Source organism: Shimia sp. R11_0, assembly GCF_017744035.1.
Lineage (GTDB): Bacteria > Pseudomonadota > Alphaproteobacteria > Rhodobacterales > Rhodobacteraceae > Shimia > Shimia marina.
This window is the reverse complement of record NZ_JAGHQY010000008.1, coordinates 161,468-179,568: the sequence shown is the minus strand read 5'-3', so window position 1 is coordinate 179,568 and position 18,101 is coordinate 161,468. Positions and strand designations below refer to the sequence as shown.

15 protein-coding genes and 2 pseudogenes are annotated in these 18,101 nt (G+C 56.1%); 7 read left to right on the top strand and 10 right to left on the bottom strand.

From position 1 onward, the window contains the following. Positions 1 to 8: 8 nt before the first annotated feature. From J7382_RS16440 to J7382_RS16425, 4 genes are all read right to left on the bottom strand, one after another. Positions 9 to 974, bottom strand: coding sequence for an ABC transporter permease (locus tag J7382_RS16440; protein WP_247745065.1), 966 nt, complete (start codon positions 972 to 974; stop codon positions 9 to 11). 10 nt (positions 975 to 984) lie between these two features. Then, positions 985 to 2,493 (bottom strand): sugar ABC transporter ATP-binding protein, encoded by a 1,509-nt coding sequence (locus J7382_RS16435; protein WP_209070088.1) that lies wholly within the window; start codon positions 2,491 to 2,493, stop codon positions 985 to 987. A gap of 10 nt (positions 2,494 to 2,503) precedes the next feature. After that, positions 2,504 to 3,460: an ABC transporter permease gene (locus J7382_RS16430; protein ID WP_348540045.1), complete on the bottom strand. Its 957-nt coding sequence runs from the start codon at positions 3,458 to 3,460 to the stop codon at positions 2,504 to 2,506. Between the two features lie 142 nt (positions 3,461 to 3,602). Next, positions 3,603 to 4,709, bottom strand: coding sequence for a sugar ABC transporter substrate-binding protein (locus J7382_RS16425; RefSeq protein WP_247745064.1), 1,107 nt, complete (start codon positions 4,707 to 4,709; stop codon positions 3,603 to 3,605). A gap of 335 nt (positions 4,710 to 5,044) precedes the next feature. Here J7382_RS16425 and J7382_RS16420 point away from each other — a divergent pair, with 335 nt between their 5' ends. Continuing rightward, a complete protein-coding gene (locus tag J7382_RS16420) occupies positions 5,045 to 5,692 on the top strand; it encodes a TetR/AcrR family transcriptional regulator (protein WP_209070085.1) in 648 nt (215 codons plus the stop codon). A gap of 84 nt (positions 5,693 to 5,776) precedes the next feature. On the opposite strand, the gene J7382_RS16415 is transcribed toward J7382_RS16420, so the two are convergent. From J7382_RS16415 to J7382_RS19985, 5 genes and pseudogenes are all read right to left on the bottom strand, one after another. Further along, positions 5,777 to 6,208 carry a heme-binding protein gene (locus J7382_RS16415; protein ID WP_209070084.1) on the bottom strand — a complete coding sequence of 144 codons (432 nt, stop codon included), beginning with the start codon at positions 6,206 to 6,208 and terminating at the stop codon, positions 5,777 to 5,779. A 392-nt stretch (positions 6,209 to 6,600) separates the two neighbouring features. Continuing rightward, positions 6,601 to 7,056, bottom strand: coding sequence for an SDR family NAD(P)-dependent oxidoreductase (locus J7382_RS19990; protein ID WP_247745063.1), 456 nt, complete (start codon positions 7,054 to 7,056; stop codon positions 6,601 to 6,603). 169 nt (positions 7,057 to 7,225) lie between these two features. Beyond that, positions 7,226 to 7,573, bottom strand: coding sequence for a hypothetical protein (locus J7382_RS20230; protein ID WP_348540047.1), 348 nt, complete (start codon positions 7,571 to 7,573; stop codon positions 7,226 to 7,228). Between the two features lie 86 nt (positions 7,574 to 7,659). After that, positions 7,660 to 7,956, bottom strand: a pseudogene (locus J7382_RS20225) (NAD(P)/FAD-dependent oxidoreductase); the annotation flags it as partial. A gap of 16 nt (positions 7,957 to 7,972) precedes the next feature. Further along, complete coding sequence (locus tag J7382_RS19985; RefSeq protein WP_247745062.1) at positions 7,973 to 8,113, bottom strand: NAD(P)-binding protein; 141 nt, start codon at positions 8,111 to 8,113, stop codon at positions 7,973 to 7,975. Positions 8,114 to 8,242: 129 nt separating this feature from the next. On the opposite strand from J7382_RS19985, the gene J7382_RS16400 reads away from it, so the two are divergent. The 4 genes from J7382_RS16400 (at position 8,243) to J7382_RS16385 (ending at position 14,339) form a co-directional block, all read left to right on the top strand. Next, entirely contained in the window at positions 8,243 to 8,836 is a 594-nt protein-coding gene (locus tag J7382_RS16400; RefSeq protein ID WP_247745061.1) for a TetR/AcrR family transcriptional regulator, read from the top strand. A gap of 105 nt (positions 8,837 to 8,941) precedes the next feature. Further along, positions 8,942 to 9,946 (top strand): hypothetical protein, encoded by a 1,005-nt coding sequence (locus tag J7382_RS16395; protein ID WP_209070082.1) that lies wholly within the window; start codon positions 8,942 to 8,944, stop codon positions 9,944 to 9,946. Between the two features lie 231 nt (positions 9,947 to 10,177). Further along, a complete protein-coding gene (locus J7382_RS16390; protein WP_209070081.1) occupies positions 10,178 to 11,470 on the top strand; it encodes an O-acetylhomoserine aminocarboxypropyltransferase/cysteine synthase family protein in 1,293 nt (430 codons plus the stop codon). A gap of 205 nt (positions 11,471 to 11,675) precedes the next feature. Further along, positions 11,676 to 14,339 carry a hypothetical protein gene (locus tag J7382_RS16385; protein WP_209070080.1) on the top strand — a complete coding sequence of 888 codons (2,664 nt, stop codon included), beginning with the start codon at positions 11,676 to 11,678 and terminating at the stop codon, positions 14,337 to 14,339. Between the two features lie 128 nt (positions 14,340 to 14,467). Here J7382_RS16385 and hppD read toward each other — a convergent pair. Then, positions 14,468 to 15,565 (bottom strand): annotated as a pseudogene (gene hppD / locus J7382_RS16380) (4-hydroxyphenylpyruvate dioxygenase). Between the two features lie 156 nt (positions 15,566 to 15,721). On the opposite strand from hppD, the gene J7382_RS16375 reads away from it, so the two are divergent. Together J7382_RS16375 and J7382_RS16370 are read left to right on the top strand one after the other, a co-directional pair. Beyond that, positions 15,722 to 16,177 carry an Lrp/AsnC family transcriptional regulator gene (locus J7382_RS16375; RefSeq protein WP_209070079.1) on the top strand — a complete coding sequence of 152 codons (456 nt, stop codon included), beginning with the start codon at positions 15,722 to 15,724 and terminating at the stop codon, positions 16,175 to 16,177. 29 nt (positions 16,178 to 16,206) lie between these two features. Next, positions 16,207 to 18,087: a monovalent cation:proton antiporter-2 (CPA2) family protein gene (locus tag J7382_RS16370; protein WP_209070078.1), complete on the top strand. Its 1,881-nt coding sequence runs from the start codon at positions 16,207 to 16,209 to the stop codon at positions 18,085 to 18,087. Positions 18,088 to 18,101 lie beyond the last annotated feature (14 nt).

Below are 18,101 nucleotides of genomic sequence, written 5' to 3'. Positions count from 1 at the left end.
CGCGCAGGTCATTTCACCACCCGCAACTTGGTGCGATCAATCGTGAGGGCAATGGCCGCGATCAAGATCAAGCCAAAGACCATCTGCTGTTTGGTCGCATCCACTTCGAAGTAGAGCATGGAGGACCGGATCACAGCCACAATCAGCGTGCCGATCAACGTGTTGACCACGCCGCCCACACCACCGGTCAGCGGCGTGCCGCCAACAAGCACTGCCACGATGGCAGGCAGAAGGAAGCCATTGGCCAATGTGGGTGAGCCGCCGGAAAGCTTCACCGAGAACAGCAGGCCTGCAATTGCCGCCAGTCCCGCAGACACTGCAAAAGCCATGATCTTGATACGGGTCACGTTCAGGCCCGACGCCACCGCCGCAGGTTCCCCTGCCCCGACAGCCTTGAGCGCGCGACCAAAGGTTGTACGTGACTGCAGGAACCAGGTTGCCAGAACAAGCGCGCCGCCGATGAAGATCTCATGAGGGATACCTGCAGTCACACCCGTCATCCAGCCAAAGGTGCTGTCGCGCATGGTTGCATCCATGAAAAGCGCGCGCTGACCGGACATATATTGCGCCGCCGAAAACGCCACACCGCCAATCGCCAGCGTTGAGATGAACGAAGGCACCAGTAATTTGGTGGTGACATATCCTGACACCGCACCCATGGCCAAACCGGCCAGAATGCAGATCGCAGCCGTGCCGATGCCGTAGGTGGGCAAGGCCAGCGTGGCAATGACCGTGGTCATATTGGCGATGGATTGCGCCGACAGGTCGATGCCGCCGATATAGATGGCAAAGGTCATGCCCAGCGCCATGATGAACAAAGGCACAATATCGGCAGCCATGGAGATGAGGTTGGCCGGGCGCAGAAAGTTGGCGTCGGCAATCCCCACAATCAGCACCAATGCCAGAAGGGTGATCCAGGGAAGATGCGGTTTGATCCGCGCAAAGCTGACAGCAGTCATGGTCTTGGAAGTCATCTTAAAGTCCTCAGATCATGTGGTGGACAAGGTCATAGAGCGAAGGCTTGTCGCCCGGGCTGCAATCAAAGCGCTTCTGCGCTTCGCCATCTTTCAGCACAATGATTGTGTGGCTCAGCCCAATGGCCTCTTCCAAGGTGTCGGCCACAAGCACGATGCCAACACCATCATCGGACATTTCGCGCACCATGTCATAAACATCTTCTTTGGCGCCGATGTCCAAGCCGCGTGTGGGGTGATCAAGCAGAATGATGTCAGATCCGGCAGAGCGCCATTTCGCCAGCACCACCTTTTGCTGGTTGCCGCCAGACAGGCCGCCGCAATCTTTGTAGACATCAGGCGTTTTGATGGCCAAACGCTCAATCCATTTACGCGCCAGAGCCTTTTCCTCGCCGATGCTGAGCACACCACTTTTGGCGTAGTTGCCCATTTGGCTGAGCGTCATGTTTTCATAGACATTCATGCCCGCCACAATGCCTTCAATTTTACGCTCGCGCGGAATGTAGCCAACGCCATTGGCCACACCGGACTGAGCGTTGAACGACGTGATCTCAGAGCCTTTCAGGGCGACCTGACCCTCAGTGGGGGTTTCCAGACCAAAGATCGTGCGCAGAATGGCTTCGCGGCCAGAGCCTTCGGTGCCTACAAGACAGAGCACTTCGCCCGGATGCAGATCAAAGCTGATGTCGCTGTATTTGCGCTCTACTGAAACGTTTTTGAACGACACCAGCGGCTGCGCTTCAGCCCGATAAGGCTGCTGTTTCTGCTCGCGGTAATATTCTTTATCAACATCACGGCCCACCATCTTGTGTTGGATTGCATCCACATCGGCCTGATCATGGTCCACCACGTCCACCACTTCCCCGTCTTTCATCACATAGATGCGGTCGGACAATTCCAAGACTTCATCCATTCGATGGCTTACGAAGATGAAGGAAGCACGCTTGGTCAACTCACGCACGAGGCTGAACAGAAGCTCTACTTCCTCCTTGGCGAGCACCGAAGTTGGCTCATCCAGAAGGATCACCAGATCTCCATCAATGCGCTCTTCCAATGTCAGCACTTTGGCGAGCTCCACGAGTTGACGCTGAGCAAAGGACAGTTGCGAGGTGATAGTGGCAGGATCAATGTCCAGCTTGACCTTTTCAAGCTGTCGGCGAGCGGCAGCCGCCATGGCTTTCCAGTTGATCACGCCAAAGCTAACGAATTGCTGCTCAAAGCCGAGGAAGATATTCTCCATTACGGTGAGATTGGTGATCAGGGATTGTTCCTGAAACACCATACCAATGCCGTGGTCCATCGCCTGACGTGGGTTTTGGAAGCGCACTTTGGTGCCATCAATGGTGATATCGCCACCGTCTGGCTGATAGGCGCCATAGATCACCTTCATCAGAGTCGATTTGCCAGCACCGTTTTCCCCAACGAGGCCCACAATCTCGCCGCGTCCAATCTTGAAATCCACGGCTTTGAGCGCGTGCACACCCGGGAAGATCTTGTCTACTTTTTGAAGTTCGTACATATCCCGCGCCCTATTTCACGAAGGTGACGGATTTGCGGTCAGTGGAGAGCACAACCGCGAGGATGACCAATACCCCCAGCACGCCATCCTGGACGTAGCCTGGCAGGCCGATCACCACCATTCCATTATTGATTACGTTCACGATGAGAACGCCGATGAGCGTGTTCCACACACCGCCGATACCACCCCAGAGCGCGGTGCCGCCAACCACTACCGAGGTGATCGACACAAACATGAAGTTGGAGCCGGTGGCGGTTTCCGCGATACCGATACGCCCCACGGCCAGCAGGGCGCCAACCGCATAGAAGACACCTGCGAGCATGAAACCAAGGATGCGAACGCGGTTCACATTCAGCCCAGAAGCATGGGCCAGCTCTTCGCCGCCGCCCACAGCATAGAAGTTGCGTCCCAATGTGGTCCGGGTCTGAATGAACCAACCGATCAGCAGAAACATCAGCGCCACGTAACACATGATTGGAAACCCAAACCAGCGTTCGGTGAGCAATGACCGGAAGAGTTCATCCTGAACACGGACGCGGTCTCCACCAGTCAGAAGCAGAGCGAAACCTGTTCCAACAAAGCCCATGGCAAGCGAGGCCATGAAAGATGGGATTTTCAACCAGACATGGACCATGCCATTGACGAGGCCAACCACGGCGCCCACCAATAGTGCCAACGGCAGAGCAAGCCACGCGAATGAGGCCAAAGTGCCTCCCATGGCGATAAAAGCAAACGCAAAGACAACGGCACAGACCGAGACAGTGCCCTCCATCGACAGATCAATGGACCCCATAATGATGATGAAGGTCACGCCAATCGCTACCATCAGCGCAGGCGCGGATGAAATGCCGATCCTGGCAAAATTGCGCAGCGAAAAGAAGCGCGGCTCCATCACTGCGAAAAACAACACCAGCACAATAAGAACGATCAAAGGTGCCCATTTTATCAGAACATCCCGTGTCAGCACACTGCCCACCTGTTCCCACTCCGTTTAGAGATTAGTCAATTGGCCATGCCCCGGCCACAAAGGGCAGGCCACGCGCGCCAGCGGTGCTGCGCGGCCTGAGGAGAGACGGGATGACATCACGGAGCCACCCCATCCGGGGAGTTTACTTGTAGGCGATCTGACCGTTGGTCGGACCCCAGAAGTCATTCCAATCGTACTTCGGCACGCTGTCGATGTAGTTGGCTTTGAATTCCACGGCATCTTCTGGCGTCACGAATACAGCTGGACCGTAGAACTCACGGTGTGCGTTTGGTTCTTCAGATGGTTTGAAGGTGCCAATGGCAGCATGATAGGCCAGCGCAGCAGTTATGCCGCCACCCCAGTGAGGGTTGGTGAAGACGGTTGCGAGAATTTTCTTCTCCGCAACCAGCTGCACTGCCTGTGGGTTGCCATCATAAGATACAATCGGCATGTCTTCGATGCCTTCCGCACGCAATGCTTCGAGCACACCGTAAGCAATGGTATCGTTGGCGCAGTGCACACCCTTGATCTCATCGCCATAGCGTGTGAGGAAGGCGCTCATCACTTGGTTGGCTTTCTGCGTGTCCCAATCAGCGGGTTCTGCGGCCAGCAGCTCTACATCCGGGTAATCTTTGAGCGCGTTTTTAAGGCCCTGAAGACGCTCAATGGCAGGGTTGTTGGAGGCGATACCACCAAGGTGCACAACGCCGCCTTTGCCACCCATGGCGTCCAAGAGGATGCGTGCGGTCTGCTCGGCTGGGCCTTCGTCAGACCAAGTCATGTGGGACACATAGTTGTCGCCAAAATCCCATGGGTGCAGATCGTCGGTTTTGTTCCAGATGGTGGATACGTACCCACCTGCCTGCGCCACGGCCTCGACAATCGGGCGCGCGTTAGGGGCGTCGTTGGTGTCGATGGCCAGCGCGAGATCGCCATTGGTTTTGGACAGGAGCGCCTTTACGTCAGAAAGAGACTTCTCGGAGGAGCCTTCGTTGATCAGATGCGTGAGAAATTCTTTGGGTTTACCCAGACTTTCGATGAAAGCTTCACCACCGGATACGATTTCGTTCCAATATGGGTTTGTACGGTTGCGATAGCTCCAAGCCACAGTTGGATCCGCAATCGCAGCGCGTGCAACGCCGCCCAACATGCTGGATGCAGCGACACCGCCAACACCATAAGCAGAGGCCAGCAGGAAATTACGACGACTGATCGTTTCCTGCTCAATGAACTTCTTGATGAATGACATGGTATCCTCCCTTTTCATTCAAGTCTCACAAAACGCTTTTTTGGCTTCCTACCTGCTGTCTTTCCGCGGGGAAGTACCTCCGTACCCTGTCGGAAACGCGGCCCCCATTTCTGTCCAGCGCTGCGCTTAATGCACTAACTGGTTACTTCACTAAGGAAGCGCATGTCAACCCATTCGACCGTGCCTCATTCGCAATAGCATTGGCATGGATTATCCACTTGCCCCTTGACGACAGACCTTCAAAGAGGTGATCAGAAAAGGGCTACACCGGCTAATTTTTTGAAAGAACGGAGACTTTCCGGGCTTGCCTGGGCGCAGCAAAAGGAAAAAACATCATGGCCGAAGCCACCAAAAAACGCAAAAGAGACGCAGAAGCCACCAGAGCGCGAATCCTTCTGGCCGCCAAGAAAGAGTTTGCAAAAAGCGGACTGGGTGGTGCGCGGGTAGATGAGATCGCAGAACGCGCAAACGCCAACAAACGTATGATTTATCATTACTTTGGCGGGAAAGAGGATCTCTTTCGGGCGGTACTTGAAGAAGCCTATCTAGATATTCGTGACGCAGAGCAGCGCCTGAAACTTGACGACATGCCACCCCGCGAGGCGCTTGAAAAACTGGTACGCTTTACGTGGTCCTACTATCTGAAAAATCCGGAATTTATTACGCTGGTCAACAGCGAGAACCTCCACCGCGCCAAGCACATCAAGGGACTAGACACTCTCCGAGAGACCACACGCGGATTGGTAGATATGGTGTCTTCGATCCTGAAACGCGGCGAAGACAGCGGTGATTTTCGCGCAGGAATTGACGCCACACAACTCAATATCACCATTGCTGCGATCGGGTATTACTATCTGACCAACCGTTTCACCGGGTCATTTCTATTCAATAGGGACCTGATGGAAGACACCGCACTGAAAGACCGTATCGACTTCAACGTCGACACGATCATGCGTCTGGTTGCCGTTGACGCCGCTCCCTGAACGAAAGCGATCGCAGGACAAGTATTTAGAGCGGGATGAAGCAGCCCGCTCTTTTTATGCAATACTCCCCTTTATGTTATGACCTTAGACCTCAGCACTGAAGCCCACCTCCTCAATGGCCGCCACGGCACAAGCGATATCCTCAGGCTCTTTGGCTCCAGAAACGCCAATCGCGCCAACCAAATGCCCTTGCTCATAGATAGGCAGCCCACCACCCCAAGTCAGAAATCGACCACGCGTGCCCACACCAAGCCCCAAAGTAGGACTGCTGAGCATGCTTTCTCCGAATGCTGCAGAGGCTTTGCGGAGCGTGGCAGCAGTATAAGCTTTGTCCGTGGCAAAGCCGCCGACCGGCGGTGCCGCAGCATCATCACGCCCAAAGGCAACCAGCCCGCCGCTCGGATCCACGACCGCAACAGCGACAGACCAGCTTTGCGACTTGGCATGCGCCAGCGCAGCGCCGACCAGCGCCTGTGCCGCCTCATATGTAATAAAACTCTGAGAGAAACTCTTCATAACTTTGGGCTCCATTTTTGATGCTGATACGCTGCGGCCTTAGAGCGTCTTCCACGTTTTGCCCAGAAATATTGTCAAGCGCTCAGGAAAATCGGGAGCAACCCTCCACTTTAAGTTCCTTAATATTAAATTTTAAATCAGATACTTAAGCCGAGAGTCTCATCAATAAAATCCAATCAATAAAAAGTAACCATTTACATACTTATATGTTAGATTTCGCCGACTAGGGATCTTCTTGCGGTACGGATCTCGACATAATTCGGTGGTAGAATTCTGGTGAAAGACGCATCAAGAGAACAGACATCCAGGCCACCCGACCGACTGGAATAAAATGCCTACGCTGTTGCACACCACGCAGAATGGCCTTCACAGCGCTTTCTGCCGTCATACTGTCAAAAGCACCTTTGGCCGCACCGGGAGGTGAAAGGCCCATCGCATCCGGGCGCTGTCCAGGATTTATGACCACAAAATATGACCACAAAAGAAGGGACTGCAAGAGCCATATGCACCCCATACGCTTCCTCTTCCGCGCTCAAAGATCCGAAGAAGCCAGTCAGCGCATGTTTACTGGCCGCATAGGCACTACGATAACGCAGAGGAGCAAACCCTGCCACTGATGTCACCACCAGATGTGTTCCACTGGATGCGCGCAGCGCCTCCAAAAACGCCTGCGCCATGAAAGTTGCAGCAAAGTAATTGACCTCAAAAAGACGACGATGTGCATCTTCTCGCAGCTCAGACGCACCACAGATCGCGGTCAGCCCAGCATTGTAAATCACAAGATCAATGCTCTCGGCAAAGCTCAGACAATCCCCACAGGCCGCCTGCAGCGCGGCCCGGTCACTCAAATTACAAAGTATGAGCCGCTGTGTCGCCGTCTACGTAAGATCACGCATATCGCGATCCAGCACGATCACGCACCATCCTTGCCTCAGCAAAATCTCCGAAAGAGCCCCCCACTTGCAGCACCTGAAATTACGGCGGTACGCTGCTTGCGACAGATCACCTCAGAGACGTTCATGTCTTCAAGCTTTCCCGCCAGCACTCAAACACCTCGCGACTGTTTTTATGCGGCACATAGCCAAAGTCACGTTTGAGGGCACTGTTGGACAGAACCGGGCGGTATTGCAGGAAACGCACCTGCTCTGGCCCATATTGAGTGAGTCCCAGAGGACGCGCGATACGCAGGGCCAGACGAAGCACCCAAGGCGGCACGCGCAAGATGGGCTTGCGCAACAGCGCAGAGAGTTCCTCCATACCCAGCGCGCCATCGCCTGCGACGTTATAGATGCCGGACGACCCCTGCCCGACCGCATGCAGCAGTACCCGCGCGAGATCGCGCTGTCGACTTTTCGCTTGAGCCACATCGGCAACTTGATCGCGCCGCCCATCGTATCCGCCGGACGCCCAAAGACATATTTGGGCACAAAATAATAGCCGCGACGCATAGAGAGATCACAGCGCAGTGCATGGTGCACCGCATCCACCGCAATGTCACAACCCGAATTCCCTGCCCCCACAACAAGCACTCGCTTGTTGGCAAATTGCGTGGCATGACGATACGCGCTCGCATGCAGCACCTCAGCGGAAAAATGGAAATACCTACGCAGATCAAAGTGATCGGCAAAAGCGCGGAAGTAGGCTGCCATCTCCCGATGGGATGGGTATTCGGCGACGCTGTCTTCCATGGGAAAGTCATCAAACTGCGTCATGGTCTTGGAGGAGATCAAATGCGCGCTTTCGTACATTGTGGAACGGGGACCATCAATGTCCCAGAGCCCCCCCTACATCGCTGTGCAGTTCGAAACCGTCAAACGCGATGCCCTGCTCAGTGAGCACTTTCGCCATGGCCAACCCCATGGGCCCCGCCCCTATCAGTGCGAATTTACCGGGCGCATCTGTCATCCCCACCTCCCAGAGCGCCTTTAAATTAAACAAACGTTAAATATAGGGTAAGCTCTTTTTATGAACAGTGACTTTCTTAAAGAAAAACAGAGACAAAGGGCCCCTTCCAAAAAGGCCATGGAAACCCGCATGCGGATCATGGATGCCGCAGAGAGGGTCTTTGCACGCGGTGGATATGACGGGGCATCGATTCGTGAGATCGCTGCGGAAGCCGGTGTTCAGGTAGCCCTGATCAATCACCACGGTGGCAGCAAAGAAGCCTTGTTCTGGCGGGTGGTTGCCCGGCGCTCAGACGATTTGAGCGCCGCGCGCATTGCTGCTCTGGAAAAGAGGAAGGCGGCAGGCCCCCTTTCGGTAGCGGATATCCTCACCTGCTTCTTTGCCCCCTATTTAGACCGCGCCGCTGACGGCGATCCGCAATGGAAAGCATATGCCCGTCTCGTCGCCTTTGTGTCCGCCGATGCCCGCTGGCGTCAACTTGCGGAAACCTGCTTTGACCCAACAGCACACCGTTTTGTGGATGAGCTGGCCGCGCTTTTTCCGCCCGAGGTACACATGCGTGTGGCCTCTGGTTTCATCTTTTCGGTCGCCGCGATGCTGGCACTTCTGACATCGGAATGGCGCATGAACGCCCTAGGTGATAACCGCGACGCATTGACCGACCGGTTTGACGAGCTGGTGACTTTCTGCGCGGCCGGCATCACCGCAGCCACCGGCATTTAACCGCCAACCCCTCAAATCAATTCAGAAAAATGCAATTGACTGCTTTTGCCGGGAGGGTGGCGGGCGTATAGTCGCAAAAATTGATCGTGCAGAGCAGCAGAACACATGGCCAAACAAGCCCCGACAGCGCAGAACTTCAACGTGGTGGTGGTTGGCCAAAATGGCCGCCTGCAATATGAAGCCGCGCTTTTTGCCGCCTCTTTGCGGGCAAAATCTCCGAACTTCAAAGGCCGCCTTTTTGTGGCGGAACCGCAGCCCGGCCCGCGCTGGGAAAGCGATGTGCGGATCGGCAATCCCGATGTACGTGCGCTGCTCACCGCGCTGGACGCGGAAATTTTGCCGTTTGAAAATCATGTGTTTGGCGAAGGCTACCCTTTTGGCAACAAGATCGAGCTGCTGCGCGCATTGCCCGAGGGCGAGCCGTTTGTCTTTTTTGACAGTGATACGCTGATCCTGGATGATCTGAGTACGGTGCCGTTTGATTTTGACCGGCCAGCGGCCTCTCTTCGGGTTGAAGGCACATGGCCTGAGCCGCCGCTCTATGGGCCTGGTTATGCCGCGATCTGGAAATCCCTCTACGATCGCTTTGATCTGGATTTTGAGAGCTCTCTCGATCTCAGCCAACCGGATGAATACTGGCGACGGTATCTCTACTTCAATGCCGGGTTCTTCTATTACAAATGCCCCAAGCTCTTTGGGGATCGTTTTCTGGAGTATGCCACGAGCATTCGCAATGACCCGCCTGATGAACTGGCCTGTCAGACCTTGTCGCCCTGGTTGGATCAGGTGGCCTTGCCGCTGGTCATTCACGGACTAGGCGGGGGGCGTGATGCGCTGGCTCCGGGGTATCTTGATGGGGCTACAAGCTGCCATTATCGTTTGATGCCGCTGCTTTATGCACGTGAGAGTGATGCTGTGGTAACGACATTGGAAGAGGTGACTGCCCCCAATCGGATCAAGAAAGTGCTCAAGCAGTATGACCCTTTCAAACGCATGATCTATCAGAAACGCGGACACAAAGCGCGGGCGCTATTTGATCAGAACAACCTGCCGCGTCGCGAGCAGGTGATCCGGAACACCCTTAGAAAGAACGGCTATTGGCTGCGATAGGTCACTGGATCTAAAGAGTGAATAAGGTTGGCGTCGGAAAACCCATGACTTCAGAGCCTATGCCCCGCGCCAAAAACAATCTCAAATCGCGGGCTGAGCGCGGACACAATTACGGCGTTCCTCTTCGCAAGGGAATTTTCGCCTTAACAGAGCTCACAGCTGCGTGATTGGTTGCGCTGCCGATGGACTGTGCCTAACACTTACAGCCAAGAAATTATTGGAGGAAAAGAGATGTCCGAAGCGCCAAACTTTGGTTTTGACACGTTGCAAATTCACGCAGGTGCCCGCCCTGATCCGGCCACCGGTGCCCGGCAGACCCCGATTTATCAATCCACTGCCTTTGTATTTCGGGATGCAGAGCATGCTGCCGCACTCTTTAACCTGCAGGAAGTGGGATATATCTACTCGCGCTTGACCAACCCGACCGTCGCGGTTTTGCAGGAACGCATCGCAACGCTTGAAGGCGGTGTTGGCGCCGTCTGCTGTTCCTCTGGCCATGCGGCACAGATCATGGCGCTCTTCCCGTTGATGCAGCCGGGTTGCAACGTGGTGGCCTCCAACCGCCTGTACGGTGGCACCATCACCCAGTTCAGCCAGACCATCAAACGTTTTGGCTGGTCTGCTAAATTTGTCGACACCGATGATCTGGATGCGGTTGCGGCGGCGATTGATGAGAACACCCGCGCGGTCTTCTGCGAGAGCATCGCAAACCCCGGCGGCTACATCAGCGATATTGAAGCGCTGGCAAAGGTGGCTGATGGTGCCGGCGTGCCGCTGATCGTGGATAACACCTCTGCGACGCCGTATCTGTGTAACCCCATCAAGCTGGGTGCCACATTGGTTGTGCATTCCACCACCAAATATCTGACCGGCAATGGCACCGTCACCGGCGGCTGCATCGTGGACAGCGGCAATTTTGACTGGTCCGCCAGCGATAAATTCCTCTCCCTGAGCCAGCCTGAGCCCGCCTATCACGGCCTGACCTTCCATGAAACTTTCGGCCCGCTGGCCTTCACCTTCCATGGCATTGCGATTGGTCTGCGCGATCTGGGCATGACCATGAACCCGCAGGCGGCGCATTATACGCTGATGGGGATTGAAACCCTATCGCTGCGCATGGAGCGCCATGTGGAAAACGCCAAAACGGTTGCGGGCTGGCTGGAAGGCCATGATCTGGTGGATTACGTGACCTATGCCGGTCTCGAGAGCTCTCCCTATCACCACCGTGTGGAGCGCATTTGCCCCAAAGGTGCAGGGGGTCTGTTCACCGTGGCCCTGAAAGGTGGCTATGACGCCTGCGTTAAGTTTGTAGACAGCCTTGAGATCTTCTCGCATGTGGCCAACCTTGGCGACGCACGCAGCCTTGTGATCCACTCTGCCTCCACCACCCACCGTCAGTTGACCCCCGAGCAGCAGGAAGCAGCCGGAGCCGGTCCGAATGTGGTGCGGATCTCCATCGGCATTGAAAACAGTGAGGATCTGATTGCGGATCTGGATCAGGCGCTGAAAGCGGCACACGCATAAGACGCCTTTACACCTGAAAAGAAAGCGCCCCAACCTTGCGGTTTGGGGCGCTTTTGTTTGCACTTCTCATCTGTTGGTTTGGCGATTGTATGCCGACGCGGGCCTTGGCTCTGCTTTCGCTTCCCCTTCGGCGATAACTTGCTATAAATTCAGCCATTCTGTGAGGGCTCGCGCTCTCTGTTAAACATCTTGCTGGGGCTGCTCCATGACGCCGGATCTTGCGCTCACCCTGTCTTTTGAAGGCATTCGTCTGCTGACCCGCGTGCCAGGCGGCTGGCATCTGTTGGGCGAGGTTGCGCTTGAAAGTGATGATCTGAACGCAGCGCTTGCTGGCTTGCGCCAGATGGCCGTTGATATGAGCGGTGAAGATTTTCAGACCACTGTCCTTCTGCCCGACGATCAGATCAAATATCTGGACCTGCCCACGGCGCGGATGAGCGAGAAAAAACGACGCCTCGCCGCTCAGGATGCATTGGAAGCAAGCACGCCTTACAAAATTGACGAACTGGTGTTTGATCTCAGCATACAGGGCGGCACGCCACAGGTTGCTGCGGTGGCACGAGACACATTGCAGGAAGCCGAGGCTTTTGCAGTGGAACATGATTTCAACCCGGTGAATTTTTCAGCCATACCTCGCCCAGTGGATTTTGGCGCGGCGCCGGACTTTGGGTCAACACAGGCCGCTGAGGCTCAGGGGCTTCAGATACGCCATGACCCGGCGGTGATAGAGATCATCGGTGAGGGCCCGCTGCCGATCGTTGCAGCACCTGAACCAGCCAATGAAGCACCTGCAGAGGCGCCGCAGGCGCAAGATGGCGCACCGGAGCTCCCCCCCGCCAAGGAAGAAACGCCAGCATCAGATCAAGACGCGCTGCTCCTGATGGGGGACGAGGTTTCTGCACCGCCAGAAGAGCCCGAAGAAAAGGGCACGGCTGAAAAGGCAGAAGGCACAAAGTCAGATGCGCCAACCGCAGCACCTGACAAACCGGATGCCGATGCCGCAAGCGCCAAAACTAAGGCTCCCGCGGCCTTTGCCTCCATTCGCGCCCAGAAAGAAGCGCCAGCCGCCGCCCGCACCGGGCTCTCCGGTGTCACGCGATCAGGCGCGGCGGACGTCAGCGGCACCAATGCCCCAAGCATCCCCAGCGATACTGGACGCCAAAATGCGCCCGCGCTCCGCTTTGACCCAACCAAAGCGGTTGCCGGGCTAACGTCAGAGGAGCCTTCAGCTACAAAGACGCTGGGCAAAGAGACGCAAGCCCGCTCAAAAGACGCGGAAGCCTCAAACAAGACTGACCTGAGCACATTTTCAAGCGCACGGGGCAAACCCGCCAGCGCGGCCCCTGCCCCACGCACAACCGAAACAACGGGTGACACTGAGAAAAAAAACCTTGGCAAGAAAGCCGCCCGCAAGGCTGCCAAGGCCAACGAACGCCAAAAGCTGACCACCTTTGGCAACCGCCAGAGCGAAGTGCGCGGCAAACCCCGCTATCTGGGCCTTACACTCATGGCCTTGCTTCTGGTGTTTTTGGGGGGCGTTGCACTTTGGGCCTCGTTATTTGTGGAGGAGGGTGTTTCGGGACTATTTTCCAAACCGGAAGACACAGAGGTGGCGGAGGTTGTCCCAGAGGCAGCCGCAGAGGATGAGGCTTCCCCACTTGTGGCGGCGGTGCCTGAAGGCGTCTCAGAATCAGAGGCTGCAACTGCTGTCGCCGGTAATGCCGATGAGACTGCACCCTCTTTGGTGGTGACCCGCCCCGACGGAATGACACCCAACGAAAGCGGAGAGCTGGGCGGCGTGATGCTCGAGCCGCTTGCCGTTGAGTCGCGCGCAGTTGAGGCTGACACCGTTGTGTCTGGCACAGACACGATCACCGACAGTACAGAGGTCGAGTTGCTTCTGGATGCACAAGCCGCAGATGACCGACTAGATCCCGCCGAGGCAGAGGCGCAATATGCGGTGACAGGGATCTGGCAGCGGGCACCAGAACAGCCAGCGGACCTTGCAGATGAGACCAGCGATGACATCTATATCGCCTCTGTGGACCGTGACACCATCGCCTTTGATGCGGTGGCTCTGCCCACAACAGGATCACTAAACACAGATGCTCTGCCCCGCGCGCAGGTCAATCCCGTGGCTGCGGATACCGTCTTTGATCTGGATGAACGCGGGCTGGTGGTGGCGGTACCCGAAGGGGCCCTGTCGCCGGAAGGTGTGCGGGTCTTTGCCGGACGCCCGCCCGTGGAGCCTGCATCCTACCCCAAGCGCATTGTTGTCGATGACAGCGTCCTGAGCCCGACGGCCACATCGCGCCTGGCCTCTGTGCGCCCCAAACTGCGCCCCAGCGATCTGGTGGAAAACAACCAGCGCGCCACGCTTGGCGGGCGCACGCTGGAAGAACTGGCGAGTATTCGGCCGCAACTGCGCCCACAAAGCGCACAGCAGGACAGCGCCGCCGATCAAGCGCCCACACGACTGGCGGTGAAGACCTCATTGCGGCCCCGTATCAAACCGTCCAATATCGCCCAGTTGGCGAGCCGGGCGACACCAAGCGAAAATGTGCCGTCCCTGTCCACCTCTCTTACGCCAGCCCCAGCCACGGTGACCCCGAGCATTCCAACCACCGCTTCTGTGGCGCGTCAGGCGACGATCCAAAACGCAATCAACCTGAAAAAAACAAGTTTGATTGGAGTTTATGGCACGGCATCCAACCGACGCGCATTGGTGCGTCTGGCCAATGGTCGCTACAAGAAAGTGCAAGTGGGCGACCGGATTGATGGCGGCAAGGTCGCTGCCATTGGAGAAAGTGAACTGCGATACGTCAAAGGCGGGCGCAATGTCACACTCAAGATGCCCAAAGACGGCTGATCCTCTGCTGCTCTTGGCATAGTACTTGTGCGGCGCAGCCTGTTTATTCCAAAAGAAAGCGCCGCCTGCCTTTCGGCAGACGACGCTCCCCTCGCTCCAACCGGGGTTGGAAGGATTCTGTGTTACTTTTATTCAGCGGCCTGAATCTCTCCGCTGGCAATCTGTTCACGCTCAATGGATTCAAACAGGGCTTTGAAATTACCCTCCCCAAAACCATCGTCGCCTTTGCGTTGGATGAACTCAAAAAAGATCGGCCCAATCACGGTCTTGGAGAAAATCTATAGCAGGATTTTGGTTTCACCGCCGTTAAGGACCCCTTCGCCGTCGATCAGAATCCCATGTTTTTTCATCCGGTCGAGCGGTTCTTCGTGATCCGCCACCCGGGTTTTGGAGAGCTCATAATAGGCATCGTTGGGCCCGGGCATAAAGGTGATGCCTTTTTCGGCAATTGCATCGGTGGAGGCGTAGATGTCATCACTGCCCACGGCGATATGCTGAATGCCCTCGCCATTGTATTTCTTCAGATAGCTCACGATCTGGCCGGTTTCGCCGCGATCTTCATTGATGGGAATGCGAATTTTGCCACAGGGGGAGGTCAGCGCGCGGGAAAACAACCCGGTGAATTTGCCCTCAATGTCAAAGAAGCGGATTTCACGGAAGTTAAAGAGATCGCCATAGAACTTGAACCACTTGTCCATATTGCCCTTGAAGACATTGTGGGTCAGGTGATCGAGGTAGAAAAACCCATCCCCTTCCGGCTTAGACGTTGCCAGCCAGTCGAACTCCTCGTTGAAGGGAGAGCTGTCGTAATACTGATCGGTGAAATAGATCAGAGAGCCGCCAATGCCTTTGATCGCGGGCCAGTTCAACGTTTTATCAGCGGCCTCATAGGGTTCGGCCCCTTTGGCCACCGCATGATCAAAAGCCTGCTGCGCATCCACCACGCGCCAGCCCATGGCGGGGGCACAGGGGCCATGCTCCTGCACAAAGCGCGCGGCAAAACTGTCCGGTTCGTTATTGAGGATGTAAGTCACATCGCCCTGCTGCCACAGCTCAATCGCCTTAGACTTGTGATTGGCCACATGGGCATAGCCCATCTTTGCAAATAGGCTGCGCAGCTCCTCAGGCTCTGGATGTGCGAATTCTACAAATTCAAACCCATCCGTGCCTGCCGGGTTATAATCGGAAATTTCTGCGCGCGGCGCGTCGTGGGGAAATGGGCCCATGATGCGTCTCCTCCTTTGGGTAGCCACTTGGCATATGCCTGTTCAGCATCAGAATACTGCGTGCTACCCGCGTAATAACCGCAAAGTGACGTGCAAAATTTACATTTGACGCGTACCTTGATCACATGAACTCAAATTTACGCAGAAAACCCGCATATGCTTGACGACACCGATCTGCGCCTGCTCACCGCACTCCAGAAAAACGCCCATTTGACCGCACAGGAGTTGGGAGATATTCTCAATCTCTCGCCAAGTCAGGCAGGGCGTCGCCGTCAGCGGCTCGAAGCAGAGGGCTATATCGAAGGCTATATTGCCCGGCTGAGCCCCGGCCATCTTGGCCTCTCGGTGCAGGCTTTTATACAGGTGCAGCTTGGCACCCATGGCCCGAAGCAATCTCTGAGTTTTGCCAGCCTGATCAGCACCCGTGCGGAGATTGTCAGCGCTTGGACCCTAACCGGGGATGCGGATTATCTGTTACGCGCTTTCTGTGAAGATTTAAATGCCCTCAACCGATTGATTCACGAAGTATTGCTACCACATGCAGCGGTGAGCCGTGTGCAAAGCCAGATTGTCATGGATCAACTCAAAAAAGACGCGCCTCTGCCAACCTAAGGCGCGCGCAGCAGCAGGCAGGACCGAAAATGCAAGAGGCCCTTTATACCGCAACGATCTTTCTGATGACCGCCGTGATTGCGGTGCCGATCAGTGCCCGTTTGGGGCTCGGGTCGGTGCTTGGCTATCTGGCTGCCGGGATACTGATCGGGCCAGTTCTAGGCCTTGTGGGCACCCATGAGGCGGATGAGCTTCTGCATTATGCAGAGTTTGGCGTGGTGATGATGCTGTTCATCATTGGTCTTGAGCTGGACCCACGCGCGCTTTGGGCAATGCGCCATAAGCTGGTTGGCCTTGGCGGATTGCAGGTTGGGCTCACCGGCTTTGCAGTGTTTGCCCTGACACTGGCCTTTGATTTGCCACTCCATGTGGCGGTGGCCTGTGGCATGATTTTTGCGCTCTCCTCCACTGCGATTGTGCTGCAGACGCTGACCGAAAAAGGGCTGATGCAGACCAGCGGAGGACGGGCCACTTTCTCGGTTCTACTGACACAGGACATCGCCGTCATTCCCATGTTGGTGATCCTGCCATTGTTTGCGGGCGCCGCCCTGCCCCAGATGATGGCAAAGGGCACGATGCCGCTGTCCCATGACAGCCATGCCAGCCATGGCTATTCCCTTGTGGAAGGGCTTCCTGGCTGGGGTGTGGCCTTGGTCACTCTGGGAGCCGTGGCCGCGATTGTCATCGGGGGGCGCTATCTGACACGACCCGTGTTTCGCTTCATTCACGCCGCGCGCCTGCCGGAGATGTACACGGCGCTGGCGCTGTTGATTGTGGTGGGTATTGCGCTCCTGATGAGCCTTGTGGGTCTATCACCAGCCTTGGGCACATTTCTGGCGGGTGTGCTTTTGGCCAACTCCGAATTCCGCCATGAACTGGAAAGCGATATCGCGCCTTTCAAAGGGCTGCTTCTGGGGTTGTTTTTCATCACCGTGGGCGCACAGATCGATTTGAACGTGCTGTTTGCCGCTCCTACGCAGATCCTTGGGCTGACTGTAGCGGTGATCGCGATCAAAGCGGTAATCCTCTATTTTCTAGGGCGCGCTTTTGGCCTGCGCAAACGGGGCCTCTGGCTGTTCACATTAGGTCTGGCGCAGGCGGGGGAATTTGGCTTCGTGCTGATCACCACGGCCACGGGACAATTCGTGATCCCACCAGCGGTGGGCGAGCGGCTTTTGCTGGTTGTGGCCATGACCATGCTGATCACGCCGCTGCTGTTCATTCTTTATGACCAGATATCCAAACGCTTTGGCGAGACCAAAGACACGGAGAAGCGAGAGCCTGACAAGATCGACAAACAGGGGCCGGTGATCATCGCAGGCATTGGACGGTTTGGGCAGATCGTCAATCGTCTGGTGCGCGCCTCTGGTTTTGACACGGTTGTGTTGGATCACAACATCCAGACCATCGAGAATATGCGCCATTTTGGCGTGAAAGGCTTTTTTGGCGACCCTACGCGGCCTGAAATGCTGCATGCCGCCGGATTGGGTGAGGCCAGTGTTTTGGTGGTGGCGCTAGACAGCCCGGAAGCGGCGCTCAAGCTGGTGAGCTATGCACGGCGTGAGCGGCCCGATCTGCACATCATTGCCCGCGCCAAAGACCGCAGCGCAGTGTTTCAGCTCTATAAAGCCGGGGCCAATGACATCGTGCGCGAGATGTTTGACAGCTCCCTGCGGGCGGGACGCTATGTTTTGGAGAATATCGGGCTAAGCGAATATGAAGCGGCGCGCGCGGAGCAGGCCTTTTACAAGCATGACCGCTATGCTGTTCAGGAACTTGCGGAACTCTGGCGCGAGGATGTGGCCCCCATCCGCAATGCGGCCTATGTGGCCCGCGCCAAAGAGCTGGAAAGTGAGCTTGAAGCGGTGCTGCTGTCCCAGTTTGACGAGGACGGCAACACCGACAATTAAAGGTGTTCAGACAG